The organism is Novosphingobium flavum (assembly GCF_014230315.1).
Lineage (GTDB): Bacteria > Pseudomonadota > Alphaproteobacteria > Sphingomonadales > Sphingomonadaceae > Novosphingobium > Novosphingobium flavum.
Genome location: NZ_JACLAW010000013.1, coordinates 60687 through 85045, shown reverse-complemented (window position 1 = coordinate 85045; position 24359 = coordinate 60687). Strand labels below are relative to the sequence as shown.

Sequence of the window (24359 nt, the reverse complement as noted above, 5' to 3'; positions counted from 1 at the left end):
TCAGGCGGTCTGCTCCAGCCAGGCGGCGACCTTGCGGGCGATGGCGAGGAAGGCCTTGCCTTGCGGGCTGTCAGTGGCGGCGGGGGGCTTGCCGGCGTCGCTGTCCTGCCGGATCGAGAGATCGAGCGGGATATGGCCGAGGAAGGGCACCTCTTCGGCATGGGCGACGGCCTCTGCCCCGCCGTGGCCGAAGGGATCGCTCGATTCGCCGCAATGGGGGCAGACGTAGCCAGACATGTTCTCGACCATGCCGATCACGGGAACGTGGGCCTGCTCGAAGAAATTCATCGCGCGCGTGGCGTCGATCAGGGCGAGATCCTGCGGGGTAGAGACGATCACCACGCCGACCGGCTTGTGCTTCTGGACCATGGTCAGCTGGACGTCGCCGGTGCCGGGCGGAAGGTCGAGGACGAGGACGTCGACATCGCCCCATTCGGCATCGACCAGCTGGCCGAGCGCGCCCGAGGCCATCGGGCCGCGCCAGGCGATCGCCCGGCCGGGTTCGACGAGGTGGCCCATCGAGAGAACCGGCACGCCCCAGGGGCTTGGCACGGGGAACAGCTTGCTGTCGTGCGCCTCGGGCTTTTTCCCCTCGTTGGCGAGGAGGCGCGGCTGGGAGGGGCCGTAGATGTCGGCATCGACCAGCCCGACCTTGAGGCCGAGGCGCAAGAGGCCGATGGCGAGGTTGGCCGAGAGGGTGGACTTGCCGACCCCGCCCTTGCCCGAGCCGACCGCGATGATCCGGCGGGCGCGCGGCACCGCGCGGTCCGCCGTCATGGCGACGCGGACTTCGGAGACGTCGGCGGCCCCGGCGAGCGCGGTGCGCACCGCGCCTTCGAGGCCTTCGCGCCCGGCCGCGTCGAGGCCCGAGGCATCGAGCACCAGCGTTGCCACGCCGTCGCTAAGCCGGCCGCTCGACAGCCGTTTGCGCACCGCTTCGGGCAGCAGATCGGCAAGGGGCGCAGGCAGGGGATCGGTCATGGTGTCTCCGGATGGGATGCGCCTGCGCCCTAGCAAGGAACGCGGCGAAGGAAAATGCGCGCGTGGGCACTGTTTTTGTGCGCGGCAGTTCCTATAACGACCGCCATGAAGCGTATCAGTGATGCAATCGCCCGTGGCTGGCTGGCCATGAGCGGGGAGAACGGGACCGGCGGACGCAGCCCCTGGGGGGGCTCACCCACGCCGCCGGAAGGGGACGGCACCGGAAACGATGCACCCGACGACGGCGGCGACAAGCCGGAGCCGTCCGAGCCCGCGCGCGGCCCGCGCAATCCGTGGCTGCCCGGTGCCGGGGGCCTTGGCCCGCGGCCGGGCGGTTCGGGCCCGGGTGGTTCGGGCCGGGGCGGCTCGGGGCCGGACGCCCCGCGCGGCATGCCCGGTTTCGACAACCTGTTCCGGGCTCGCCCCGGCGGCGGCGGGGGCGGCAATGGCCCCTTCCCCCGGATGCCGCAGCGGCCCGACGGGCGCTCGTGGTTTCCGCTGATCGCGGGCGGGCTGGCGGTGATCTGGGTCCTGGCCAGCACGACTCACATGATCGGGCCGAAGGAACAGGGCATCGTCACCACGCTCGGCAAATATTCGCGCACGATCACGCCGGGTGTCTCGTTCACCCTTCCCTGGCCGCTGGAAAACGTGCGGATCGAGGACGTGACCTCGATCAAGCGCGACACGATCCCCGAGGGCGAGGCCGAAAAGCTGATGCTGACCAGCGACCAGAACCTGGTCGACATTTCCTATCTGGTCCGCTGGAACATCAAGGACCTCAAGCTCTATGCTTTCCAGCTGGCCGACCCGGACAATACGGTGAAGGAAGTGGCCGAGGCGGCCATGCGCGCCTCGATCGCCGAAGTGCCGCTGACCGAGGCCATGGGCGGCACCGGCCGCGCCCTGATCGAGCAGAACGTGCGCAGCCGGATGCAGGCCGTGCTCGACACCTATCGCTCGGGCGTGCTGATCCAGGGCGTGGAGATCAAGAAGGCCGATCCGCCGAACAAGGTGATCGACGCCTTCCAGAAGGTGACCGCCGCGCAGCAGGACGCCCAGCGCGAGCAGTCCAACGCCCAGGCCTGGGCCCAGCAGGTAACCGCCCGCGCGCAGGGCGATGCCACCGCTTTCGACAAGGTTTATGAGCAGTACAAGCTCGCCCCCGAGGTGACCCGCCGCCGGATGTATTACGAGACGATGGAACGCGTGCTGTCCAACAACCAGAAGGTGATCGTGGCCGCGCCCGGCGTGACCTCCTACCTGCCGCTGCCGGAAGTGAAGCGGAACAAGACCGACGGGGAGGGCCAGTAAATGCTGACCTCGCTGTGGCAGGACAACAAGCCGGTGGTGATCGCCGCGGCCGTGGCCGTGGTGGCGCTGCTCTCCAGCGTGACCGTGGTGCCCGAGACCGAGCAGGCCGTGGTGGTGCGGATCGGTGAGCCGGTGCGGGTGATCAACCGCTATCGCCCCAATACCGATTTCGGCAGCACCGGGGCAGGCCTCGTCTTCCGCATCCCCTTTGCCGAACGGCTGGTGCGGATCGACAAGCGCGTGCTCTCGGTCGACATGGACCGCCAGCAGGTGCTCTCGACCGACCAGCAGCGGATCGAGGTCGACGCCTATGCGCGCTACCGGATCATCGACCCGGTGCGCATGGTGCGATCTGCCGGGACGACCGAGCGGGTAAGCGAACAGCTCCAGCCGATCCTCTCCTCGGTCTTGCGCCAGGAACTGGGCAAGCGCTCGTTTGGCTCGCTGCTGACCGCCGAACGCGGCCAGGCGATGAAGAACATCCGCGACGGGCTTGACCGCGAGGCGCGGGAATATGGCGCCCAGGTGATTGACGTGCGGATCAAGCGCGCCGACCTGCCCGAGGGCACCCCGCTGGAATCGGCCTTTGCCCGGATGGCGGCGGCGCGCGAGCAGGAAGCGACCACGATCGTCGCCCAAGGCCAGAAGACCGCCCAGATCATCCGCGCCACGGCCGAGGCCAATGCCGCGAGGATCTATGCCGAGGCCTTCAACAAGGACCCGGCATTCTACGATTTCTACCGCTCGATGCAGAGCTACGACACCACCTTCTCAAACCCCAAGAGCACCGGCCAGAGCACGATCCTGCTTTCGCCCGACATGGATTACCTGCGCCAGTTCAAGGGCAAGTTCGGCCAGTAGTGATGAAGGGCGGACCGGGACAATAAATTACAATTCCGCAAGGCTCAGAGCGTGAACCTTGCCATTCAATTTGCGTTCATGCCGGACAGCGTGAAACCTTTTGCAAGGTTCAGCCACCGGAACGCTTGATACGAAGGATGACAAAGGACGTGAAGCCCGTGCGATACGCTTATGGAGTGACTTCGGCGCTGCTGCTCGGCGGCGCGGCGATCTCGCTGGTCACCGGCCTTCCCGCCGGGGCCCAGGTGGCCCAGAACGATGCCCAGCAGATCCAGCAGGTCGTGCCGCGCGCCGGCGCGCCGGCCAGCTTTGCAGACCTCACCGCCCAGCTCACCCCGGCCGTGGTCAACATCTCGACCCGGCAGAAGGTGCGGGTCGCGGCGCAGGACAACCCCTTCGCGGGCACGCCCTTCGCCGACCTGTTCGGCGGTGACCAGGGCGCCCAGGGCGGCAATGCCGCCCCGCAGACCCGCGAGGCGCAGTCGCTCGGATCGGGCTTCATCATCTCGGCCGACGGCTATATCGTGACCAACAATCACGTGATCACCGCCGACGGCCAGGGCGAGGTGGAATCGATCACCGTCAAGACCACCGACGGCACCGAATACCCGGCCAAGCTGGTCGGCCGCGACGCGGCCTCGGACCTTGCCGTGCTCAAGATCACCGCGCCCAAGGCCATGCCCTTCGTGCGCTTCGGCGACAGCCGCAACGCGCGAGTGGGCGACTGGGTGATCGCGATCGGCCAGCCCTTCGGGCTTGGCGGCACCGTGACGGCCGGGATCATCTCGGCGGTCTACCGCGCCACCGGCACCGGCTCGGCCTATGACCGCTATCTCCAGACCGACGCCGCGATCAACCGCGGCAACTCGGGCGGCCCGATGTTCGACATGCGCGGCTCGGTGATCGGGATCAACAACGCGATCTATTCGCCCACCGGCGGCTCGGTCGGCATCGGTTTCGCCATTCCGGCCGAGATCGCGGCCCCGATCGTCGAGAAGCTCAAGAACGGGCTGGCGATCGAGCGCGGCTACCTTGGCGTGCGCATCCAGGGCATGAACGAGGACCTCGCGGATTCGCTGGGCATCCCGCACAATCGCGGCGAATTCATCCAGGCGGTCGAGCCGGGCGGCGCGGCGGCCAAGGCGGGCCTCCAGGCCGGCGACGTGGTGCTGCGGGTGGACGGCAAGGAAGTCACCCCCGATCAGACCCTGTCGTTCATCGTGGCCAATACGCCGGTGGGCAAGCGCATCCCGCTCGACCTCATCCGCAACGGCCAGCGCCTGACCGTGACGGCGATCGTGGCCAAGCGCCCGACCGAGGAGGAACTGGCGCAGCAGACCTTCGATCCGCAGCAGCAGAACCAGCAGGACAACCCCTACAACCAGCGCCCGCAGCGCCAGGGCGAGGGCGTGGTCGAACAGTCGCTCGGCTTCTCCGCGATTCCGGTGACGCCGCAGATCGCCCGCCAGCTCGGCGCGCCGGAAGCGACCCAGGGCGTGGTGATCACCGCCGTCGACGCCTCGTCGGACGCCGGCCAAAAGGGCCTGCAGCGCGGCGACATCGTGCTGACCGCCAACAGCGCTCCCGTCACGACGATTGCCCAACTGGAAGCCGTGGTGAAGGCCGCCAAGTCGCAGAGCCGCCCGGCGGTTCTGCTGCGCGTGCAGCGCCGCGGCCAGCCGGTGACCTTCCTGCCGGTCCGCATCCGCTGATCCTGCCGAAATGGCGCTAATTGAGGCCCGCTGCCGCGAGGTGGCGGGCCTTTTTCGCGGCCGATCGCGCCCGGATCTTAGCGGATCGTTAACCACCAATCGGCTAAATAGTCCGGCTTGAAGGGTTGTTGCATCCGAACGACAGCAACCGATTGCACGGCGGGCCGCGGATGTATCACAACAGCACCTTGCACGACGAACCGGCCCGACTCGCCGCGGTGAAGCGCATGGCTGTGCTCGATACCGCGCCGGAGCAGCCTTTCGAGGACGTGGTCGCGCTGGTCCGCTCGGTGCTTGGCGTGCCGATGGCCGCCGTCTCGCTGATCGACGAGCATCGCCAGTGGTTCAAGGCGCGCAGCGGCATCGCCGCGGCCGAGACGGCGCGCGACGTTTCGTTCTGCACGCACACGATTGGCCAGCGGGTGCCGATGGTCGTGCCCGATGCGACCGCCGACGCGCGGTTCATGGCCAATCCCTTCGTCACCGGCGAGGCCAATGTGCGTTCCTATGCCGGGGTGCCGCTGGAGACGGCCGACGGCTACAACATCGGCGCGCTTTGCGCCGTGGATACCAAGCCGCGCGACTATTCCGAGGGCGAGATCGCGATCCTCGCCAATCTTGCGCGGATCGTGGTCAAGGAACTGGAGCTGCGCCAGATCGCCCAGCGCGATCCGCTGACCGGGGCGCTGAGCCGCCGGGGCTTCATGGACAAGGCGGCGCAGGAGATCGGCCGGACGGGGCGCTATGGCCATCCCGCCAGCCTGATCATGCTCGACGTCGATCACTTCAAGTCGGTCAACGACACGCACGGCCATCCCGCCGGCGATCAGGTGCTGCGCGAACTGGCGGGCCTGCTGACCATGCTCAAGCGGCCGAGCGACGTGCTCGGACGGCTGGGCGGCGAGGAGTTCGCCCTGTTGCTGCCCGAAACCGGGGCCGACAGCGCGCTGGCCGCAGCCGAGCGGTTTCGCGCGGCGGTGGCCGAGCACCCGATCGAACTGACGGGCGGCATCTGGCTGAAGATCACCGCCAGCTTCGGCGTGGCCGCGCTGACCCCGCGCATCGCCACCCCGGAAGACTGGCTCGCCGCCGCCGATGGCCCGCTCTATGCAGCCAAGCGCGGCGGGCGCAATCGCTGCGTGCTGGGCGGTGCGCCCTCGCAAGTGCGGCTTTCGGCCTGAAGCTGGCCGGGAGCGCACAATCCCGGCGCCGAGGCGCCGGGCTGCCACCCTTCCCGATCTGCCTTACGGCGCGCGCGGACTGACCCGGACCGGGGGCGGAGCCGGGGCGACCGCGCCCTGCCCGCTGCGCGGCTGTTGGCGCCCGGTGGCCTGGTTGAGGAAATCGTCGCCCGCCGCCGCCGGAGGGCCGCCATCTTCGGCGGGCGGCTGGCCGCCGTCCTCGGGGCGCGGGTCGGCATTGCCCTGGTTGCGGCGGTTGGGATCGATCAGGTTGCCCTGCTCGTCGACGTAGTAATAGTCTTCCGGGTTCTGGCCGAAGTTCGCCTCGTCGTCGGGCTCGACCTGATACTCGGGCATCTTGAGCTGGGTCTCGAACTGTTCGACCGGGCGGCGGGCCGTGGCGATCTTCATGTACTGGGCGAAGGCGCGCGCCGGGGCCGTGCCGCCGTGAAGGCCGGGAATGGGCTTGGCATCGTCGCGGCCCATCCACACGCCGGTGGTGATCCCGCTGGAGAAGCCGACGAACCAGCCGTCCTTGCTCGACGAGGTGGTGCCGGTCTTGCCCGCGACGGGGCGGCCGATCTGGGCGGCGCGGCCGGTGCCGATGTTGACCGCGGTCTGCAGGAGGTCGGTGATCCCGGCGGCGACATAGTCCGGCACCAGTTGCTGGCCGGTGACGGACTTGTGCTCATAAAGCACGCGGCCGTCGGTCGTGGCGACCTTGGTGATGCCGTAGGGCTCGATCGAGGTGCCCTTGGCGGCGACGGCGGCGAAGGCGCGGGTCATGTCGATCACGCGGACCTCGGAGCTGCCGAGGACCATCGAGGGGAGCGTGTTGATCGGGGTGGTGATGCCGAAGCGGCGCGCCATGCCGGCGACAGTGCCGAACCCGACCTCGTTGCCGAGCTGGGCGGCGACGGTGTTCTTGGAATAGGCGAAGGCGGTGCGCACGTCGATCTGGCCGGCATAGCGGCCGCCATCGTTGTGCGGGCTCCAGCCGTCGATCGTGACCGGCTCGTCGACCACGGCATCGTCGGGCTTGTAGCCGGCTTCGAGCGCGGAGAGGTAGACGAACAACTTCCACGCCGAGCCGGGCTGGCGCACGGCGTTGACCGCGCGGTTGTAGTTGCTGGTCACATAATCGGTGCCGCCGACCATGGCGAGGATCGCGCCGTCGCGGTCCATCGAGACCAGCGCGCCCTGGGCGCCTGCCGGGGCGTTCTTGGCCACGGAATCGGTCGCGGCGCGCTGCATGCCGACGTCGAGCGTGGTCCAGACCTCGATCGGCTCGTTGTTTTCGGGCACCAGCAGGTCGAGCTGGGGCAGCGCCCAGTCGGTGAAGTAGCGGACCGAGTTCTGGCCCTTTTCCGCAGCGAACTTCACCGCGTCGAAATCGGCGGCGGCGGCTTCGCTCGCGCCGATCGCGCCGGCATCTTCCATCGTGGCGAGGACGACCTTGGCGCGGCTGACGGCGGCCTTCTGGTCGGCCGTGGGCGAATAGCGGCTGGGCGCCTTGACCAGCCCCGCGATGATCGCCGCCTCGGGCAGGGTCAGCTGTTCGCCGGGGTGGCCGAAGAACTTGCGGCTGGCCGCGTCGATCCCGTAGGCGCCGCCGCCGAAATAGACCTTGTTGAGGTAAAGTTCGAGGATCTGGTTCTTCGAGAAGCGCGATTCGAGCGCGATGGCGAGGATCGCCTCGCGGGCCTTGCGGGCGAAGGTGCGGTTGTTGTTGAGGAAGATGTTGCGGGCGAGCTGCTGGGTGATGGTCGAGCCGCCCTGCCGCCACGAGCCGCTTTCCACGCGCACGAACAGCGAGCGCAGGATGCCGACCGGATCGACCCCGAAGTGATCGTAGTAGCGCCGGTCCTCGACCGAGATCATCGCGTCCTTCATCACCGCCGGGATCTGGGCGACGGGAATCCAGCGGCCGTAGCTCGGCCCGAGCGAGACCAGTTCCTGTCCGTCGCGCGCGCGCACGACGATCATCTGGCCCTGCGCCTGTGACTTCATCGACTGGTAGGAGGGCAGCGACTGGGCGGCCACGAAGACCGCGACGCCAAGCGCGACCACGCCGGCGACGGCCAGGGCCAGGCCCCAGATGAAGATCCGGCGGAAGAAGCGGCGAATTCCGCCGCCGCCGCCCGAACCCTTGGGCGACTTCTTCGGCCCGCGCGGCGGAGGCGGCGGCGGGCTTGGCGGCGGTGTGTCAGAAAGAGAGCGCCGGATGGCGGATCGGGCCATTATTTAGACTTCGTCCCCTTGCGGGCCGAAGTCGGCGCCGCTCGTGTCGGCGCCATGCATAGGGCAAGCCGAACCGGGGGTTAACAACAAAAGCGCCCCGGTCCGCGCGGGTGGCCGTTTTATTCCTTCGGCTCGAAGGCGAGCGAGGCGGAATTGATGCAATAGCGCAGCCCCTCAGGCCCCGGACCATCGGGGAAGACGTGGCCGAGATGGCCCTCGCAGGCGGCGCAGCGCACTTCGGTGCGGACCATGCCGTGGGAGGCATCACTATGTTCGTCGACCGCGTCTGGCTCGACCGGAGCGGTATAGCTCGGCCAACCGGAGCCCGAATTGTACTTGGTCTCGGACGAGAACAGCGGCGCCCCGCAGCCGGCGCAATAGTACATGCCGGGGGCCTTGTTGCCCTCGTACTTGCCGGTGAAGGCGCGCTCGGTCCCCGCCTCGCGCAGGACGTGATACTGTTCGGGCGTCAGGCGCTCGCGCCATTCGGTCTCGGTCAGGGTGAGCTTGTCGGTCATCGGCGCCGTCTCCTTGGAATCGGCCTCCATGTGGGGTCAGCCCGCCGGTTCGACAACCAGCACGGCGCCGTCATGCCCCACCACCTTCATCCGCGCGCCGACCGGGGCATCAGGGCCGCGCACCAGCCATTCGCCGTCACCCTGCCGGACCCGGCCCATGCCCGCGACGATGGCCTGGGTGACCTCGACCACCTCGCCGACCAGCCGCCCGCCGCGATCGTTCATCAGCGGATCGGCCGAAGTCACCGCCCCCTTGGCGACGATGCGCCGGGCAATGAGGATGAGCGCCATGGCCAGCATGGCGAAAAGCACGACCTGCGGGCCGAACCCGATCGGCAGGACCCAGGTGGCGACGCCGGTGAGCAGGGCCGCGCCGGCGAGCCAGATCAGGAAGAAGCCCGGAACGGCGATTTCCGCGGCGGCGAGAGCGAGGCCGAGCCCGAGCCAGACCCAGTGCGGATCGACCCCGTTCATCGCGCGCCGCCTGCCGGGGGCACGGTGGAACGGGGGCTGCGCGGCGCCGCTCCGTCACCGCCCTGCCCCGGCCCGAGCGCACCGCGCGCGAGTTCGGCGATCCCGCCGAGCGTGCCGATCAGCTGGGTCGCCTCGACCGGGAACAGGATGGTCTTGGCATTGGGCGAGGTTGCGAACTTGCCGACGGCCTCGGTGTATTTCTGGGCGATGAAGTAGTTGAGCGCCTGGCTGCCGGAACCGGCGATCGCATCCGAGACCACGCGGGTCGCCTCGGCCTCGGCCATGGCCGAGCGCTCGCGCGCCTCGGCATCGCGGAAGGCGGCTTCCTTGCGCCCTTCGGCCGAAAGGATCGCGGCCTGCTTCTCGCCCTCGGCGCGCAGGATCTCGGCGGCGCGCAGGCCCTCGGCCTCGAGGATCTGGGCGCGCTTCTCGCGCTCGGCCTTCATCTGGCGGGCCATGGCGTTGGAAATGTCGGCCGGGGGACGGATGTCCTTGATCTCGATCCGGGTGATCTTCACCCCCCACGGCGCCGTGGCATGGTCGATCACGACCAGCAGCTTGGCGTTGATCTCGTCACGCTTCGACAGGGTCTCGTCGAGGTCCATCGAGCCCATCACCGTGCGCAGGTTGGTGGTGGTGAGCTGCATGATCGCGACATAGAGGTTCGACACCTCGTATGCGGCCTTGCCCGCATCGAGCACCTGGAAGAAGACGATCGCATCGACCCCGACCATCGCGTTGTCACGCGTGATGATCTCCTGCCCCGGGATGTCGAGCACCTGCTCCATCATGTTGACCTTGTGGCCCACCCGATCGACGAATGGCACGATGATGTGCAGGCCGGGCGTGGCCGCGAGGGTGAACTTGCCCAGCCGCTCGATCGTATAGACATGGCCCTGACGGACCACGCGGACGCCCATGGCGATGTAGATCACCACCAGACCGGCCAGCACGAAGAGAACCGATTCCATAGCCTAACCCCCTGGGCCAATGCGGCGGCGGACACCGGGTGGCGCCCGCCGCGATACGATCAAAGCTTTGCGTAAAGTGCCAGCAGGCGAGCGAAGGCGCGGTCCGCCTCGGCCTGGTTGTAGGTCGGGCTGTCGGGCACGGTCCAGCCGTGGTCGCCCTGATAGACCTCGACCTCGGCCGGGCGGCCGGCAGCGGCGGCATCGGCCTTGAAGATGTCCTTGGCCGCCGGATCGCGGGCATCGTCGTTCTTGGCGATGGCAATCAGGTAGCGCGCCTTGGTCTGCCCGATCATCTTGCTCGGGCTGTCGGGCTTGTCGGTTGCCACGCCGCCGCCGTGGAACGAGCCGACCGCGAGGACGCGCGCCGGAGCAGCGACGGCCGTGCGGATCGCCCAGGAGCCGGTCATGCAATAGCCCTGCGCGCCGATCCCGCGCTTGCTGTCGACCGATTTCTGCTTGTCGAGCCAGGCGACGAAGGCCTTGGCATCGCGCATGTTGGTTTCCGGGCTGACGCCGGCGATCAGCGGTGCGAGCCTGGCCTTGCCCTCGGGCGTCATCCATTCGGAAATGGTCTTGAGGAACGGCGCCTTGCCGCCGCGGTAGTAATGGTTGACCGCGAGCACGGCATAGCCCTGCGCGGCGAGGCGGCGGGCCATGACCTTCTTGGCTTCGCGCAGGCCCGCGATATCGGGCCAGAGGATCACGCCGGGATGCTTCCCCTTGGCGGGGCGAACGAAGAAGGCATCGCAGGTGCCGTCCTGCGTCGGGATCATGACCGTGCCTTCGGTGAGGGCAGGACCGGCGGCCAGCGCTTCGCTGCCATAGGTTGCCATTACCGCGGCGGCCGTGCCGACCAGCCCGAAATCGCGGCGCGACAGGCCGCGTGCGGCTTCACCCCGTTCTATATCGGCCTGCGTGTTTTCATCGCACATTTCAATCAATCTCCCCAAACGCCCTTCCCTCGCCATGCTAGCCGGGCGAAGATTACTTGGCTAGGACAAGTGGATGGCGACATTCATTCTTGTTCATGGCTCGTGGCACGGCGGCTGGAGCTTCGACCTGCTGGCGGCGCGGCTGGCGGCGGCGGGCCATTCGGTCGATGCCCCCACCCTGCCGGGCATGGGCGGGAGCGAGGAGGAACTGCGCGCGGTGACGCTCGACGGCTGGACCGATTTCATCGTCGCGCGCTGCCGCGCGGCCAGGGAACGGGGACAGGGCCCGGTGGTGCTGGCCGGGCACAGCCGGGGCGGGATCGTGATCACCGCCGCGGCAGAGCGCGATCCCGAGGCGATGGACGCGCTGGTCTATATCTGCGCGCACATGCTGCCCTCGGGGCTCTCTCGTGCCGATTTCGCGGCGCAGTCGCCCCGCAACGCTGCCTTTGCCGCGATCGTCAGCCCTACTCCGGGCGGGGCGGGCACGGTGGTCGATCCGGAGGGGGCCCACGCGGTCTTCGCGCAGCTTTCGCCGCCGGAAGTGACGGAGAGCGCCGCCGCGCGGTTGCTGGCCGAGCCCAATGCCCCGCGCGACACGCCGGTCTTCACCACGCCCGAACGCTGGGGCAAGCTGCCCCGCACCTATGTCGAATGCACCGAGGACCGGGTGATCCCGATCGCCGACCAGCGCCGCCAGCAGGCGCTGAGCCCGGGCGCGCGGGTGGTGACGCTGGAGGCGGATCACAGCCCGTTCTTCAGCCGGCCGGACGAACTGGCGGCGGCGCTGATCTCGGCGATTCCTTGATGGGGTGCGCCTTCGACATCCGTCGAAGGCTTGCGGCACCGCGCAAGGGGCAGGCGCAGCCTGCCCCGGACCATGCGCTCAGCGCCGCGAAAGGGCCTGTTCGCTTTCGGCCAGCAGGCCTTCGATGATCGTGGCGACGGGCTCCTCGCTGGTCACCATGCCGACCGACTGGCCGGCCATCAGCGAGCCGTTCTCGACGTCGCCGTCAATCACCGCGCGGCGCAGGGCCCCGGCCCAGTAATGCTCGATCCTGAGCTGAGCCTCGCCCATCTCGACCTTGCCGTCATCGAGGAGCTGGGCGACTTCGCGCTGCTTGGCGGTGAATTCCTCGGTGCCCTTGTTCTTGAGCGCGCGGACCGGGATCACCGGCAAGCGCGGATCGACCTGCACGCTCGCCACGGCATCGCGGGCATTGGCCCGGAAGAAGGCCTTCTTGAAATCGGCGTGTGCGATCGATTCGCTGGCGCAGGCGAAGCGGGTGCCGAGCTGGACTCCGGCCGCGCCCATTTCGAGATAGGCCGCGACCATGTCGCCCCGGCCGATCCCGCCCGCGACGAACACGAGGTGGTCCTCGGCCAGGGCCGGTAGGAATTCCTGGGCGAGCACGCTGGTCGAGACCGGGCCGATGTGGCCGCCGGCTTCCGAACCCTCGATCACCAGGGCATCGGCGCCGGAGCGGAGCAGCTTCCTGGCGAGGGCGAGAGTGGGGGCGAAGACCAGCACCTTGGCGCCGAATTCCTTGATCGCCTCGACCGAGCCCTTGGGCGGAATCCCGCCCGCGAGCACGACGTGGCCGACCCCGTGGCTGGCGCAGACCGCGATCAGGTCGAACAGCGCCGGGTGCATGGTGATCAGGTTGACGCCGAAAGGCTTGGCGGTGAGCGTCTTGGTTGCGGCGATTTCCTTGTCGAGCAGGTCCGGGGTCATCGCCCCGCAGGCGATCACGCCGAAACCGCCGGCATTGCTGATCGCGGCCACGAGGTTGCGCTCGGAAACCCAGCTCATCGCGCCGCACAGGATGGCGTGCTCGCTGCCCAGAAAAGCCGCGCCGCGCGCCATCAGCGCCTTAGTCTTGTCGTACACTCAGATTCCCCGTCGGGGCCCGGTTCGGGCCGAATTCGTTGGCCGCGCCTATAGGCGCTGGCGGGCGCGGGCGAAAGGGGCGAGGTTAACAATCGCCCCTTTCGATCACAGAATCGATTTTATCCGGTTTAGCCGAACAAAAGCTGCCGCCTACAAGGTTGCTCGACAGCAATGGACGGCGGCCGAGGATCGGGCCGCTTGTCCCGAGCCCTGACTGGCCGAACCTCCCCCATCCCGGCCAGCGGGTCGCAAGCGAAGCCCCGTCCCGGACCCTCTCCGGGGCGGGGTTTCCATGTCGAAACGCTTTTTCGGCAAAGGCTTGGGAAACGGCTCGCCCGGCGGACGTTGGCGCTCTATGCGGAAGGCTCAGTCCGCCACGAACAGGGTCCGAGCGCAGGAATGAAGGCCACTCTCGACGTCGTCCTGTTCCTGTTCAGCTCGATCGCGATCGGCGCGGCGACGGTGGGCGGCGTGGTGACGAGCGCCTGCGCGGTGCTGGGCGGAGGCTGCTGGTGGTGGCTGAGGCACAGGCGCCGACGGCCCTAGGGCGATCGGCGTGCAGGACCAAGGCCGGTTCAGGCGACCGGCAGCAGCAGCTTCGACATGAAGCCGACCAACCCGATCGAAAAGACGATGGCGGCGAGCGAGCGCGACGAGGCGCGGACGAAACGGTCACGCGAAACCGGCCACATCACCAGCACGGCGAAACCGACGAACATCGTGAGAAGATAATTGGTCATCATGGGAGGTCTCTTTCCGGTGGGACGAAAATCAGCGTCAATTCCACTAGACCAGCCCTGGTTAATCCGCGGTCGAGAGGGACAGTTAACGTGAAATTGCCTGGCGAACGCGCGGAAAACGGCGGGCTTCAGACCAGGGGCGAAGCCAGATTCCAGACCAGACCAGCAAGGCCGACGCCAAAGGCACTCATGCCGACCCCCTTCGAGGCGAGTTGAACAAGGCGATAGCGGCGCGACGGCAGGGCGATCAGCAGGACCGCACCGAGAACCATGGCCATGATGCAAAGCTGGATCATCTCAAAGCTCCTTGGCTATGCTTGCATTATGCCGCCAAGGTTGGTTTGCACCGGGTTCACGGACAGTATTATCCGCAATTTAACCATTTAATCCACTTGTTTATAACAGAAAAATTCAGTCAAATAAAACGAGTTAGCAGAAGAAATGGGGCAGTCACCTGCTTGCCATCCCGCGCAAGCTGAACCAATGTTGCCAAAAGCCAGTTGGCATAGGAATTCCAGATGAGTCTTGCTTCGCCCGTGTTCATTCTTGCCAACGCGATTGCCCCAGCCCCCGGAACCTCCCAGATAGTCGTGCATGGTACGGGCACCGTTGAAACCCTGCCCGACACTGCGACGATCGGCTTTTCCCTTCGCGGCGAAGCCCGGACCAGCGACGATGCGGTCCGGAGCGTCAACGACAATCGCAAGTCTATTGTCGACGCAGTTTCGGCGATCGCCCCTGTGGTGCTTCACGATGGAGAACTGGCCTTGCAGCCGGTTCGGGGCGAGGACTGCAAGCGGGACTACGGCAAGGAAATGCTGTCCGCCGGACCTTGCGCGATATTGGGCTACGTAGCGACAATGGATGTCACGGTCCAGACCAGTTCGGTCAAGGATGCAGCAACGCTGGTAAGCCTGATCGGCCGCCTCAAGGGCTACGAACCAAGCGTCAAGGCATTCCGGATCGGCGACGACGCATCTGCACGCAGAGCTGCCATCGCAGAGGCAGTGAAGGACGCCCGCGGCTCGGCGGAAGCCCTTGCGCGCGCTACGGGCTCAAGTCTGGGCCGCATTATCAGCATGAGCGATACACTGGAACCGGGCGACCGATCGGACGAACTCAGGCCGCCTGCCCCCAGGCAGGAGGCGGCACCGTCCGTTAAGATCGAACAACACGTCGAAGTTCCAATCACTCCCGCACCGATCGAAACGAAAGCGTCGGTGACGGTAACCTACGAACTACTGCCCTGAAGGGCAGCAGTTCGTGAGTCGCGCTTATTCCGAGTCGAGCCCGTAGGCGGTGTGCAGGACGCGCACGGCCAGTTCGGTCTCGTCGGCGTCGATCAGGACGGAAACCTTGATCTCGCTGGTCGAGATCGCCTGGATGTTGATGCCGCGATCGGCGAGGCTCTTGAACATGGTGGCGGCGACGCCCGCGTGGCTGCGCATGCCGACGCCGACGACCGAAATCTTGGCGACCTTGTCGTCGCTGATCATGCGGTAGAAGCCGATCTCGTCCTTGCGCTCCTCGAGCAGCGACTGGGTGCGCAGCAGGTCTGCGGCCGGGACCGTGAAGGTCACGTCGGTCTGGCCCTGGTCCTTGGCCACGTTCTGGATGATCATGTCAACGTTGATGTTCGAGGCCGCCAGCGGCCCGAAGATCGTCGCCACCGCGCCCGGCCGGTCGGCGATGCGGGTCAGGGTGATCTTGGCCTCGTTCTTGTCGGCGGCGATGCCGGTGATCAGCTGGCGTTCCATATCCAGTCCTTCAAGTTCTTCGTCAGAGACAATCATCGTGCCGGGAAGCGTGTCGGCCAGCGGGGCATCGTCGTCGATGAACGACGAGAGCACCTGGACGCGCACCTTCTCCTTCATGGCGAGGCTGACCGAGCGGGTCTGCAGCACCTTCGAGCCGACCGAGGCCAGTTCGAGCATTTCCTCGTAAGTGACGTTCTTGAGCTTGCGCGCCTTGGCGACGATGCGCGGATCGGTGGTGTAGACCCCGTCCACATCGGTGTAGATGTCGCACCGGTCAGCTTGAACCGCCGCCGCCACGGCGACCGCCGAAGTATCCGACCCGCCGCGCCCGAGCGTGGTGATCCGGTTTTCCGGGGACAGGCCCTGGAAGCCGGGGATCACCGCGATCTCGCCCGCCTGCATCGAGGCGATCAGGGCTGCGGAATCGATCTCCTCGATCCGCGCCTTGGCATAGGCATCGTCGGTCTTGATCGGCAGCTGCCAGCCGAGCCACGAGCGGGCCTTGCAGCCGAGCGACTGGAGCGTGAGCGCGAGCAGGCCCGAAGTGACCTGTTCGCCGCTGGCCACGACCACGTCGTATTCCGCCGGATCATAGAGGGCATGGGCCTCGCGGCAGAAGCCGACCAGGCGGTCGGTCTCACCCGACATGGCGGAGACGACTACGGCCACTTCGTGCCCGGCTTCCTGCTGGCGGCGGACGATGTTCGCCACCCGGCGGATGCGCTCGGACCCGGCCATGGAGGTGCCGCCGAATTTCATCACGATGCGCGCCACTGGAACTCCCCCGAAAGACGCAACAACAACCCTGCGACCCCTTGGCCGCGCGAAGGGCGCGCCTTAGGATGGGGTCATGCCTAATGCAACTACGATCCGCCCCGAAGAGGCCGCCCACTTCGGCAAACTGGCCGCCGAATGGTGGAACCCCGCCGGTTCCTCGGCCATGCTGCACAAGCTCAACCCGGTGCGGCTGGGCTTCATCCGCGAGCAGATCGACCTGCACCTGCACGGCGATTCGCGCGATCTCAAGCCGCTGGCGGGCAAGCGCGCGCTCGATGTGGGCTGCGGCGCGGGGCTCTTGTGCGAGCCGCTCGCGCGGCTCGGCGCCGCGGTGACCGGGGTGGACGCGGCGGCGGAGAACATCGCCGCGGCGGCGGCGCACGCGCAGGGCGCGGGGCTGGCGGTGGACTATCGCTGCGGCGACCTGGCCGCGCTCGGGCTGGGGCAATTCGATCTCGTCACCTCGATGGAAGTGATCGAGCACGTGGCCGACAAGGGCGTCTTCATCGCCGCGCTGGCCGCCAGCCTTGCGCCGGGCGGGCTGATGATCCTCTCCACCCCCAACCGCACCGCCCGCTCACGCCTGCTGCTGGTCGAGGCGGCCGAGCGGCTGGGCGCCGTGCCGCGCGGCACCCATCACTGGGCCGATTTCATCACGCCCGAGGAACTGCGGGAGGAACTGGCCGTTCACGGCCTTGCCATGGGCGAACCCTGCGGCATCACCTGGTCTCCGCTGCAGGGCCTGCACCTTTCGGACGACCTTTCGCTCAACTACATCGTTACGGTGACCGCCGCTTGATCCGACCGCTCGTTTTCGCCGCCGCTCTCGTTTCGGCGCCTGTCCTCGCCCAGAATCCGGCGCCGCAAAGCCCGCCTCCCGCCCCGGCGACGCCTTTCGTGGCGCCGCCGACCGGGATGAGCGACGCGCCCTGCCCGGTGCCCTCCGCCAAGGCCGACGATGGCTGGCAAAAGGCCTATCGCGGCTGGGTAGCCGGGAACGACTGGCCGTGGCTGTGCCGTTACAAGGCCGCCAATCTCTCGGTCAACGCGCGGCCCGACGTGGTGTTCATGGGCGATTCGATCAGCGAGCTGTGGCTGGTGCGCGATCCCGCCTTCTTCCGCGCGGGACGTCTGGACCGGGGGATCAGCGGGCAGACCACGCCGCAGATGCTGGTGCGCTTCATGGCCGACGTCGTGGCGCTGAAGCCCAAGGCGGTCCACATCATGGCCGGGACCAACGACATTGCCGGCAATACCGGGCCGACCAGCGTGGAGGCGTGGCGCAACAATATCCGGGCCATGGCCGACCTTGCCCGGGCCAACGGGATCGCGGTCGTGCTGGGTTCGATCCCGCCTGCGGCGAGCTTCGCATGGCGTCCCGGGATGCAGCCGGCGGCGCGGATTGCCGAGTTGAATGGGTGGCTCAAGGGCTTCGCCGCCGAACGCAGGCTGGTCTATGCCGACTATTACGCCGCGCTGGCCGCGCCCGACGGTTCAATGAAGCCGGGGCTGAGCAGCGACGGGGTCCACCCCAATGCGGCGGGCTATGCGGTGATGGACCCGGTGGCCGAGGCCGCGCTGGCCGAGGCGCTGAAGGTGCCTACAGCAGGGCCGCCGTCCAAGCCTCGGCGTTGAAGCCGACGAGCAAGCCGCCGGGATATTCGACCACCGGGCGCTTGATCACGGAGGCGTTGGCCGCAAGCACGTCCGGAGCGCCGGGGCCTTCGAGCGCGGCCTTTTCCGCGTCGGTCAGCTTGCGGTAGGTCGTTCCGGCCTTGTTGATGATCTTCGCGGCGCCCGCTTCCGCGATCCAGCCGGCGATGCCGGCCGGGTCGGCGCCCTGCTTCTTGTAGTCATGGAAGGTGTAGGCGAGGCCGTTCTGGTCGAGCCAGGTGCGGGCCTTCTTCACCGTGTCGCAATTGGGGATGCCGTATAGGGTAATGGTCACTCAATGCTCCACACGGTCGTTGCACCGCCTCGAAAAAGCGATGCGGAACCACCTTTTGCTCTTGCGAGCAACCCTTAACGCGAGGGAGACAGCCACGTAAGCCCAAGGGAAAAGCAAAACGGCGCTGTTCACCGGATCACGGACGACTCCTTGGACAAATTCTAAAGAGGACGGGCTTGCCTCCGAAAAATACCAAAGCAAGCCGATGCCGCTGACGAGCAGCCACATACCCAAGCATCCAAACCAAGCAGGATTCATGCTCCCTCTTTCAATGTTCCATCACTACGATCGCAGCAACTTGCTAGCAGCTGGTTACCGTAAAGGGTGATGGACATAGTATCGTCCATGGTTGCGCCCGGTCCATACCCACCCCACTGCGACTAACCAAGCCGGCGGCTTGGCAAGTCTCGCTCCCCTCCCGCCTGCGGGAGAGGTAATGGACATTTCCGTCCTATTGAGACTAAAGCGCGTCCCATGTCGTTCAACACCTTTGGCCGCCTGTTCCGTTTCACCACCTGGGGCGAAAGCCACGGGCCGGCGCTGGGCGCCGTGGTTGACGGGTGCCCGCCGGGGCTGGCGATCAGCGAGGCGGACCTTCAGCCGTTTCTCGACGCGCGGCGGCCGGGGCAGTCCAAATTCACCACCCAGCGGCAGGAGCCGGACCAGGTCCGCATCCTCTCGGGCGTGTTCGAGGGCAAGACCACGGGGACGCCGATCTCGCTGATGATCGAGAATGTCGACCAGCGCTCGAAGGACTATTCCGAGGTCGCGGTGTCGTACCGGCCCGGCCATGCCGACTATGCCTATGACGCCAAGTACGGCTTTCGTGACTATCGCGGCGGCGGGCGCTCCTCGGCGCGCGAGACGGCGGCGCGGGTGGCGGCGGGCGGCGTGGCGCGCCTCGTCATCCCCGAAGTGACGATCCGCGCATGGGTCTCCGAAATCGGCGGCGACGCGATCGACGAGGACAATTTCGATTTCGCCCAGATCCGCGAGAACCCGTTCTTCTGCCCCGACGCCGAAGCGGCCAAGCGCTGGGAGAAGATCGTGGACGAGGCGCGGCTGGCGGGAAGCTCGGTCGGCGCGGTGGTGGAGTGCGAGGCGACTGGCGTTCCGGCCGGCTGGGGCGCGCCGCTCTATGCCAAGCTCGACAGCGAGCTGGCCTCGGCCATGATGAGCATCAACGCGGTCAAGGGCGTGGAGATCGGCGACGGTTTTTCCGCCGCGCGGCTGACCGGCGAGCAGAACGCCGACGCGATGCGGCCCGGAAATGACGGGCCGAGCTTCCTTGCCAATCACGCGGGCGGGATCGCCGGCGGCATCTCGACCGGGCAGCCGGTTCGCGTGCGGGTGGCCTTCAAGCCGACCAGTTCGATCCTGACGCCGGTAGAGACCATCACCCGCAGCGGCGAGGCGAGCGAAATCCGCACCAAGGGGCGGCATGATCCCTGCGTGGGCATTCGCGGGGTTCCGGTGGTGGAAGCCATGATGGCGCTGGTTCTGGCGGACCAGAAGCTGCTGCAACGGGGGCAGTGCGGGTAAGCCCTCACCCTTCGTCATTGCGAGCTTAGCGAAGCAATCCAGAGCGGCGGCGCGCTGCGGCTCTGGATTGCTTCGTCGCTTCGCTCCTCGCAATGACGAGAAGCGGACGGCCCCCATTATATGGGTACGCCGCGCATTTAATCGGCAAAAACGATCAATATCCACTGATCGGTAGGGCAAATCTGATTAATCGGGATTCCGAATTTAGGAACCACCGCCCCCTCCCCTATCTCGGTCTCCGGTTGAAGCTTCACCACCAACTGGAGATTAATAATGGGTATCATCGGCAGCCAGCTCAAGCCGTTCGCGACGACGTCGTACAAGGACGGCGCTTTTGTCGAGGTCACGGATAAGGACGTGCTCGGCAAGTGGGCGGTGTTCTTCTTCTACCCGGCTGACTTCACCTTCGTCTGCCCGACCGAACTCGAAGACCTTGCCGACAAGTACGACGAGCTGAAGGCGATGGGCGTCGAAGTCTACGCCGTGTCGACCGACACGCATTTCAGCCACAAGGCCTGGCACGACAGCTCGCCGGCCATCAGCAAGATCAAGTATCACATGCTGGGCGACCAGAACCACGTGATCTCGAACAACTTCAACACCCTGCGCGAAGGCGTGGGCCTGGCTGACCGCGGCACCTTCGTGGTCGATCCGGCCGGCGTGCTGCAGCTGGTCGAAGTGACCCCCGAGGGCGTGGGCCGCAACGCGGCGGAGCTGGTCCGCAAGATCAAGGCCGCCAAGTACTGGCAGGAACACCCGGGTCAGGTCTGCCCGGCCAAGTGGGAAGAAGGCGCCGAGACCCTCGCTCCCTCGATCGACCTCGTCGGCAAGATCTGATCCGCCTTTAGCGGATCGGACCTGACGGGTCCGACCGGACGGCCCGGGGCACTCCCCCTCTCCCCACCCCGGGCCGTTCAACCTTTCCCGAGACACCCGAAACGCGAAGGAATTTTTCGATGCTCGACGCATCCGTCACCCAGCAACTCTCGCAATACCTCGCCATGCTGCGCGAACCGATCGAGCTGATCGCCTCGCTCGGCGAGGATGCCAAGTCGGCCGAGACCCGCAAGCTGCTGGAGACCATCGCCGGCCTGTCCGACAAGGTTTCGGCCCGGTTCGACGGCGACGACGCCCGCAAGCCCAGCTTCGAGATCCGCCGCGCCTCCTCTCCGGAGTTGAAGGTGCGCTTCGCCGGGCTGCCGCTGGGTCACGAATTCACCTCGCTGGTGTTGGCCCTGCTCTGGGCCGGCGGCCACCCGCCCAAGGTGGCGGACGAGACGATCGCTGCGATCAAGGCCCTGCCCGGCGACTACGATTTCGAGATGTATTTCTCGCTGACCTGCCACAACTGCCCCGACGTGGTGCAGGCCCTGACCCTGATGGCGCTGACCAATCCGCGCGTCTCGGCCACCCTGATCGAGGGCGGTACTTACCAGGCCGAGGTTGACCAGCGCGGCGTGATGGCCGTGCCCGCGACTTTCCTCGACGGGGCGATGTGGGGTTCGGGCAAGATGAGTGTCGAGGAAATCGTCGCCAAGCTCGATACCGGCGCGGATGAGCGGGCCGCCGCCGCCATTGCCGAGAAGGAGCCATTCGAGGTGCTAGTCGTCGGCGGTGGGCCCGCTGGCGCCGCCGCGGCGATCTATACGGCGCGCAAGGGCATCCGCACCGGGATCGCGGCCGAGCGCTTCGGCGGGCAGGTGGTGGACACCATGGGGATCGAGAACTTCATCTCGGTGCCCTATACCGAAGGGCCCAAGCTGGCGGCGAGCCTGGAAGCCCACGTCAAGGAATACGACGTGGACGTGATGAACCTGCAGCGCGCGGAAAAGCTGATCCCGGCGGCGCGGCAGGGCGGCTTCCACGAAGTGGTGCTGGCCAACGGCGCGTCGCTCAAGGCCCGCACCGTGATCCTCTCCACCGGCGCGCGCTGGCGGAACATGAACGTGCCGGGCGAGGCCGAGTACAAGGCGAAGGGCGTGGCCTATTGCCCGCACTGCGACGGCCCGCTGTTCAAGGGCAAGCGCGTGGCGGTGATCGGCGGCGGCAATTCCGGCGTCGAAGCGGCGATCGACCTGGCGGGGATCGTGGCTCACGTAACCCTGGTGGAGTTCGACCAGAATCTGCGCGCCGACGCGGTGCTCCAGGCCAAGCTGCGCTCGCTACCCAATGTTGACATCATCACTTCGGCGCTCACCACCGAAGTGCTGGGCGATGGCAGCAAGGTGACCGGGCTGACCTACAAGGACCGCCTCTCCGACGCGGTGCACAGGGTCGAGCTCGAAGGGATTTTCGTCCAGATCGGGCTCGTGCCGAACACCGAATGGCTGAAGGACTCGGTCGGCCTGACCCTGCGCGGCGAGATCGAGATCGACGCGCGCGGCGAGACCACCGCGCCCGGCGTGTTCGCGGCGGGCGACGCGACCACCGTGCCTTACAAGCAGATCATCATCTCGATGGGCGCGGGCGCCACGGCGGCCCTTTCCGCCTTCGACTACCTGATCCGCCTGCCCGCCGAGGACGAGGTGATGGAGGCGGCCTGATAGTCAGGACAAGGGGATAAAGCTGGGGCCGAGGGCCCCAGACCCCAAACCGTCTACCGACGCCGAGGCAGTGAGAGAGGTGCCTTGCGCACGGCCTTGGCGCCGGAAAACGTCATGGGGTGCAGGGGTATTAACCCCTGCATTTTCCTTTCCCGCTCAGGCCTCAATCCCGGCTTCGCCTGAGCACGATATAGACCGCCCCTGCCCCGCCATGACGCGGGTGCGCGCCGCGCACGGCCGCGATGCGGCTGGCGTGGGGGCCGGCGGCAAGCCAGTCGAGCAGCTTGGCGCGGATCGCCCCGCGGCGTTCGCCCCGGCTGGCGTAATCGTCCGAGGGGCGCGGCTTTCCGGTTACCAGCAGGACGAGGCGGGCGCCCATCGCTACCGCCTGGGTCAGGCCCTGATCGAGCCGGGCGTGGGCCGTGTCGAGCGTATGGCCGTGGAGGTCGAGGGTGAAGTCGGGCGCGACGGCGGCACGGGCGAGCTTGCGTTCCCAGCTCGAATCGAGGCCGTGCTGATCGAGCGGACGGCCGGGCGCGGGCGGCGGCGGCGCCGGGGGTAGCGGCGGCGGGACACGGCCCTTGACGCGCGGGCGCGGGGGCGGCGGAGGAGCTGCGGGCTCGGTCGCGGCGGCGGCGGGCTTCGCCGCGCGGCGCGGATGGAGCGGTTTGACCGTCGCGGCCAGACGCGCCCACAGTTCGGCTTCCTCGGGGCTGAGCCCGCGCGGGGGCCTGCTCATTTGCGGGCTGCGGTGGTGCCGGAACCAGCCGAGGCCAGCCGCGCCAGCGTGCCCTTGGGGAGCAGGAGCAAGGCATCGCCGCGCGCGCTCATGCCGCCGGCTATGGTTCGCGCGGTGGGCCCGGCGCCCCAGAACGAATCGAAGCGGTTGGCGCCCTTGATCGCCCCGCCGGTATCCTGAGCGACCCACAAGCCGCTGGTTTCCTCCCGGTCCGTCACCAGCCAGACCGGGGCGCCGAGGGGAACGAAGGCGGGATCGGCGGCCACGCTGACCTGGCCGCGCACCGGCACGCCGAGCGCGCCGATCGGGCCATCGCCGGTCAGTTCGCGGAAGAAGACCCACGACTGGTTCATCCGCATCAGCGCCTTGCCGTCGTCCGGGTGCTCGCGCAGGTAGGCCATGATCCCCTGCATCGAGCCGGGATATTGCCCCGGCCCGGTGCCGATCAGGCCGCGATCGCGCATGACCTGGCCGATCCCGGTATAGGGGAGGCCGTTCTGCCCGGCATAGCCGATGCGGACGACGGTGCCGTCAGGCCCGATCAGGCGGCCCGAGCCCTGGATCTGGAGAAAGAACAACTCGACTGGATCGGCGGCCCAGCCGATCTCGAGGCCCTTGCCGGCGAGGGCTCCGTCTTCGATCTGGGCGCGGTCGTAATAGGGCAGGAACTTGCCGCCAGCGTCGTAGCGGCCGAGCGGCGGCTGCCCGGCGCGCTGGTCGAACGGCGTTTCAAACGGCCAGCCGCGCACGAGATCGGGCGGCATGGCATAGACCGGGACCGCGAAACCGGGCTGTTTCGCGCGGGTGCCGGCGATCTCGGGCTCGTAATAGCCGGTGACGTAGGTCCGGCCGTCGCCGATCCGGGCGCTTTCGAACTGGCTGGCGAAAAACTCCGCCGCGCGGGCCGGAGGCCAGCTCGCCGCGGCATCGCACGCCGGCTTCCAGTCCGCCGGGCGGGTCAGCCCGCTCTGGTCGGTGCGGGTGACCAGCACTTTGCAGCTTTCGATGAAGGAACGCAGCGCGGCCGCTGGCCGGGCGCCGGCAAAAGCGAGGCCCTGCGGCGCGGGGCCGGGCTGGACACCGAGCGAGACGGCCGAGCCGGCGGCGGGCGGCGTGGTCGGCGTCGGGGTGGGCGCCGGGCGCGGCGCCGGTCCGGCCGGGTAACCCGGCGGCGGCGGGGCGTGGGGGATTACGGTACAGGCCGAGAGCGCAGCGGCCAGCACCATCGGCGCAAGGC

The 24359-nt window shown here is 67.6% G+C and carries 25 protein-coding genes; 12 read left to right on the top strand and 13 right to left on the bottom strand.

Annotated features, from left to right (window positions below; translation table 11 throughout):
* On the bottom strand, window positions 1–981 hold the full coding sequence (locus H7F51_RS15700; RefSeq protein ID WP_185665259.1) for an Mrp/NBP35 family ATP-binding protein: 981 nt from the start codon (window positions 979–981) through the stop codon (window positions 1–3).
* Between the two features lie 105 nt (window positions 982–1086).
* Between H7F51_RS15700 and hflK the strand changes: the two genes are divergently transcribed.
* From hflK to H7F51_RS15680, 4 genes are all read left to right on the top strand, one after another.
* Window positions 1087–2295, top strand: a complete 1209-nt coding sequence (gene hflK / locus H7F51_RS15695; RefSeq protein WP_246448613.1) for a protease modulator HflK — start codon at window positions 1087–1089, stop codon at window positions 2293–2295.
* Window positions 2296–3156 carry a protease modulator HflC gene (gene hflC, locus H7F51_RS15690; protein ID WP_185665258.1) on the top strand — a complete coding sequence of 287 codons (861 nt, stop codon included), beginning with the start codon at window positions 2296–2298 and terminating at the stop codon, window positions 3154–3156.
* Between the two features lie 158 nt (window positions 3157–3314).
* Window positions 3315–4868, top strand: a complete 1554-nt coding sequence (locus H7F51_RS15685) for a Do family serine endopeptidase (protein ID WP_343061311.1) — start codon at window positions 3315–3317, stop codon at window positions 4866–4868.
* Window positions 4869–5038: 170 nt separating this feature from the next.
* Window positions 5039–6049, top strand: coding sequence for a sensor domain-containing diguanylate cyclase (locus tag H7F51_RS15680; RefSeq protein WP_185665256.1), 1011 nt, complete (start codon window positions 5039–5041; stop codon window positions 6047–6049).
* A gap of 63 nt (window positions 6050–6112) precedes the next feature.
* Here the strand turns inward: H7F51_RS15680 and H7F51_RS15675 are convergent, their stop codons facing one another.
* The 5 genes from H7F51_RS15675 to H7F51_RS15655 form a co-directional block, all read right to left on the bottom strand.
* Window positions 6113–8290, bottom strand: coding sequence for a transglycosylase domain-containing protein (locus tag H7F51_RS15675; protein ID WP_185665255.1), 2178 nt, complete (start codon window positions 8288–8290; stop codon window positions 6113–6115).
* A gap of 119 nt (window positions 8291–8409) precedes the next feature.
* Window positions 8410–8808: a peptide-methionine (R)-S-oxide reductase MsrB gene (msrB, locus tag H7F51_RS15670; RefSeq protein WP_185665254.1), complete on the bottom strand. Its 399-nt coding sequence runs from the start codon at window positions 8806–8808 to the stop codon at window positions 8410–8412.
* A gap of 36 nt (window positions 8809–8844) precedes the next feature.
* The gene (locus H7F51_RS15665) at window positions 8845–9282 is read right to left on the bottom strand and encodes an NfeD family protein (protein ID WP_185665253.1); all 438 of its coding nucleotides are present in this window, start codon (window positions 9280–9282) and stop codon (window positions 8845–8847) included.
* Window positions 9279–10253 (bottom strand): SPFH domain-containing protein, encoded by a 975-nt coding sequence (locus H7F51_RS15660; RefSeq protein WP_185665252.1) that lies wholly within the window; start codon window positions 10251–10253, stop codon window positions 9279–9281. The genes H7F51_RS15665 and H7F51_RS15660 overlap by 4 nt, the downstream gene beginning before the upstream one ends.
* Window positions 10254–10312: 59 nt before the next feature.
* A complete protein-coding gene (locus tag H7F51_RS15655) occupies window positions 10313–11185 on the bottom strand; it encodes a dienelactone hydrolase family protein (protein ID WP_185665251.1) in 873 nt (290 codons plus the stop codon).
* Window positions 11186–11258: 73 nt separating this feature from the next.
* Here H7F51_RS15655 and H7F51_RS15650 point away from each other — a divergent pair, with 73 nt between their 5' ends.
* A complete protein-coding gene (locus H7F51_RS15650; RefSeq protein WP_185665250.1) occupies window positions 11259–11993 on the top strand; it encodes an alpha/beta fold hydrolase in 735 nt (244 codons plus the stop codon).
* A 78-nt stretch (window positions 11994–12071) separates the two neighbouring features.
* Here the strand turns inward: H7F51_RS15650 and H7F51_RS15645 are convergent, their stop codons facing one another.
* Window positions 12072–13052 carry an NAD(P)H-dependent flavin oxidoreductase gene (locus H7F51_RS15645; protein WP_185665315.1) on the bottom strand — a complete coding sequence of 327 codons (981 nt, stop codon included), beginning with the start codon at window positions 13050–13052 and terminating at the stop codon, window positions 12072–12074.
* A gap of 423 nt (window positions 13053–13475) precedes the next feature.
* Here H7F51_RS15645 and H7F51_RS15640 point away from each other — a divergent pair, with 423 nt between their 5' ends.
* Window positions 13476–13622: a hypothetical protein gene (locus H7F51_RS15640; RefSeq protein WP_185665249.1), complete on the top strand. Its 147-nt coding sequence runs from the start codon at window positions 13476–13478 to the stop codon at window positions 13620–13622.
* A 29-nt stretch (window positions 13623–13651) separates the two neighbouring features.
* Here H7F51_RS15640 and H7F51_RS15635 read toward each other — a convergent pair whose 3' ends face one another.
* Both H7F51_RS15635 and H7F51_RS15630 read right to left on the bottom strand, forming a co-directional pair.
* Window positions 13652–13819 (bottom strand): hypothetical protein, encoded by a 168-nt coding sequence (locus H7F51_RS15635; RefSeq protein WP_221774178.1) that lies wholly within the window; start codon window positions 13817–13819, stop codon window positions 13652–13654.
* Between the two features lie 125 nt (window positions 13820–13944).
* Window positions 13945–14112, bottom strand: coding sequence for a hypothetical protein (locus tag H7F51_RS15630; RefSeq protein ID WP_185665247.1), 168 nt, complete (start codon window positions 14110–14112; stop codon window positions 13945–13947).
* 222 nt (window positions 14113–14334) lie between these two features.
* On the opposite strand from H7F51_RS15630, the gene H7F51_RS15625 reads away from it, so the two are divergent.
* Window positions 14335–15066: an SIMPL domain-containing protein gene (locus H7F51_RS15625; RefSeq protein WP_185665246.1), complete on the top strand. Its 732-nt coding sequence runs from the start codon at window positions 14335–14337 to the stop codon at window positions 15064–15066.
* A 24-nt stretch (window positions 15067–15090) separates the two neighbouring features.
* On the opposite strand, the gene H7F51_RS15620 is transcribed toward H7F51_RS15625, so the two are convergent.
* Window positions 15091–16347 carry an aspartate kinase gene (locus tag H7F51_RS15620; protein ID WP_425491033.1) on the bottom strand — a complete coding sequence of 419 codons (1257 nt, stop codon included), beginning with the start codon at window positions 16345–16347 and terminating at the stop codon, window positions 15091–15093.
* A 76-nt stretch (window positions 16348–16423) separates the two neighbouring features.
* Here H7F51_RS15620 and ubiG point away from each other — a divergent pair, with 76 nt between their 5' ends.
* Entirely contained in the window at window positions 16424–17149 is a 726-nt protein-coding gene (ubiG, locus tag H7F51_RS15615) for a bifunctional 2-polyprenyl-6-hydroxyphenol methylase/3-demethylubiquinol 3-O-methyltransferase UbiG (RefSeq protein ID WP_185665245.1), read from the top strand.
* Window positions 17146–17985: a GDSL-type esterase/lipase family protein gene (locus tag H7F51_RS15610; RefSeq protein ID WP_246448612.1), complete on the top strand. Its 840-nt coding sequence runs from the start codon at window positions 17146–17148 to the stop codon at window positions 17983–17985. Before ubiG ends, H7F51_RS15610 begins: the two co-directional genes overlap by 4 nt.
* On the opposite strand, the gene H7F51_RS15605 is transcribed toward H7F51_RS15610, so the two are convergent.
* Entirely contained in the window at window positions 17951–18298 is a 348-nt protein-coding gene (locus tag H7F51_RS15605; protein WP_185665244.1) for a Spx/MgsR family RNA polymerase-binding regulatory protein, read from the bottom strand. The genes H7F51_RS15610 and H7F51_RS15605 overlap by 35 nt on opposite strands.
* 474 nt (window positions 18299–18772) lie before the next feature.
* On the opposite strand from H7F51_RS15605, the gene aroC reads away from it, so the two are divergent.
* The 3 genes from aroC (at window position 18773) to ahpF (ending at window position 22383) form a co-directional block, all read left to right on the top strand.
* Window positions 18773–19840 carry a chorismate synthase gene (gene aroC / locus H7F51_RS15600; RefSeq protein ID WP_185665243.1) on the top strand — a complete coding sequence of 356 codons (1068 nt, stop codon included), beginning with the start codon at window positions 18773–18775 and terminating at the stop codon, window positions 19838–19840.
* A 273-nt stretch (window positions 19841–20113) separates the two neighbouring features.
* Window positions 20114–20677, top strand: coding sequence for an alkyl hydroperoxide reductase subunit C (gene ahpC / locus H7F51_RS15595; RefSeq protein ID WP_185665242.1), 564 nt, complete (start codon window positions 20114–20116; stop codon window positions 20675–20677).
* Between the two features lie 119 nt (window positions 20678–20796).
* Window positions 20797–22383 carry an alkyl hydroperoxide reductase subunit F gene (ahpF, locus tag H7F51_RS15590; RefSeq protein WP_185665241.1) on the top strand — a complete coding sequence of 529 codons (1587 nt, stop codon included), beginning with the start codon at window positions 20797–20799 and terminating at the stop codon, window positions 22381–22383.
* Window positions 22384–22546: 163 nt separating this feature from the next.
* On the opposite strand, the gene H7F51_RS15585 is transcribed toward ahpF, so the two are convergent.
* Window positions 22547–23122 carry a Smr/MutS family protein gene (locus H7F51_RS15585; protein ID WP_185665240.1) on the bottom strand — a complete coding sequence of 192 codons (576 nt, stop codon included), beginning with the start codon at window positions 23120–23122 and terminating at the stop codon, window positions 22547–22549.
* On the bottom strand, window positions 23119–24348 hold the full coding sequence (mltA, locus tag H7F51_RS15580) for a murein transglycosylase A (protein WP_246448639.1): 1230 nt from the start codon (window positions 24346–24348) through the stop codon (window positions 23119–23121). The genes H7F51_RS15585 and mltA overlap by 4 nt, the downstream gene beginning before the upstream one ends.
* Between the last annotated feature and the right edge of the window lie 11 nt (window positions 24349–24359).

Bases quoted from the DNA above. Each gene is read 5' to 3' on its own strand.
- H7F51_RS15700 (WP_185665259.1), bottom strand. From the start codon at position 981: ATGACCGATCCCCTGCCTGCGCCCCTTGCCGATCTGCTGCCCGAAGCG.
- hflK (WP_246448613.1), top strand. From the start codon at position 1,087: ATGAAGCGTATCAGTGATGCAATCGCCCGTGGCTGGCTGGCCATGAGC.
- hflC (WP_185665258.1), top strand. From the start codon at position 2,296: ATGCTGACCTCGCTGTGGCAGGACAACAAGCCGGTGGTGATCGCCGCG.
- H7F51_RS15680 (WP_185665256.1), top strand. From the start codon at position 5,039: ATGTATCACAACAGCACCTTGCACGACGAACCGGCCCGACTCGCCGCG.
- H7F51_RS15675 (WP_185665255.1), bottom strand. From the start codon at position 8,290: ATGGCCCGATCCGCCATCCGGCGCTCTCTTTCTGACACACCGCCGCCA.
- msrB (WP_185665254.1), bottom strand. From the start codon at position 8,808: ATGACCGACAAGCTCACCCTGACCGAGACCGAATGGCGCGAGCGCCTG.
- H7F51_RS15665 (WP_185665253.1), bottom strand. From the start codon at position 9,282: ATGAACGGGGTCGATCCGCACTGGGTCTGGCTCGGGCTCGGCCTCGCT.
- H7F51_RS15660 (WP_185665252.1), bottom strand. From the start codon at position 10,253: ATGGAATCGGTTCTCTTCGTGCTGGCCGGTCTGGTGGTGATCTACATC.
- H7F51_RS15655 (WP_185665251.1), bottom strand. From the start codon at position 11,185: ATGTGCGATGAAAACACGCAGGCCGATATAGAACGGGGTGAAGCCGCA.
- H7F51_RS15650 (WP_185665250.1), top strand. From the start codon at position 11,259: ATGGCGACATTCATTCTTGTTCATGGCTCGTGGCACGGCGGCTGGAGC.
- H7F51_RS15645 (WP_185665315.1), bottom strand. From the start codon at position 13,052: ATGGCGCGCGGCGCGGCTTTTCTGGGCAGCGAGCACGCCATCCTGTGC.
- H7F51_RS15640 (WP_185665249.1), top strand. From the start codon at position 13,476: ATGAAGGCCACTCTCGACGTCGTCCTGTTCCTGTTCAGCTCGATCGCG.
- H7F51_RS15635 (WP_221774178.1), bottom strand. From the start codon at position 13,819: ATGATGACCAATTATCTTCTCACGATGTTCGTCGGTTTCGCCGTGCTG.
- H7F51_RS15630 (WP_185665247.1), bottom strand. From the start codon at position 14,112: ATGATCCAGCTTTGCATCATGGCCATGGTTCTCGGTGCGGTCCTGCTG.
- H7F51_RS15625 (WP_185665246.1), top strand. From the start codon at position 14,335: ATGAGTCTTGCTTCGCCCGTGTTCATTCTTGCCAACGCGATTGCCCCA.
- ubiG (WP_185665245.1), top strand. From the start codon at position 16,424: ATGCCTAATGCAACTACGATCCGCCCCGAAGAGGCCGCCCACTTCGGC.
- aroC (WP_185665243.1), top strand. From the start codon at position 18,773: ATGTCGTTCAACACCTTTGGCCGCCTGTTCCGTTTCACCACCTGGGGC.
- ahpC (WP_185665242.1), top strand. From the start codon at position 20,114: ATGGGTATCATCGGCAGCCAGCTCAAGCCGTTCGCGACGACGTCGTAC.
- ahpF (WP_185665241.1), top strand. From the start codon at position 20,797: ATGCTCGACGCATCCGTCACCCAGCAACTCTCGCAATACCTCGCCATG.
- H7F51_RS15585 (WP_185665240.1), bottom strand. From the start codon at position 23,122: ATGAGCAGGCCCCCGCGCGGGCTCAGCCCCGAGGAAGCCGAACTGTGG.
- mltA (WP_246448639.1), bottom strand. From the start codon at position 24,348: ATGGTGCTGGCCGCTGCGCTCTCGGCCTGTACCGTAATCCCCCACGCC.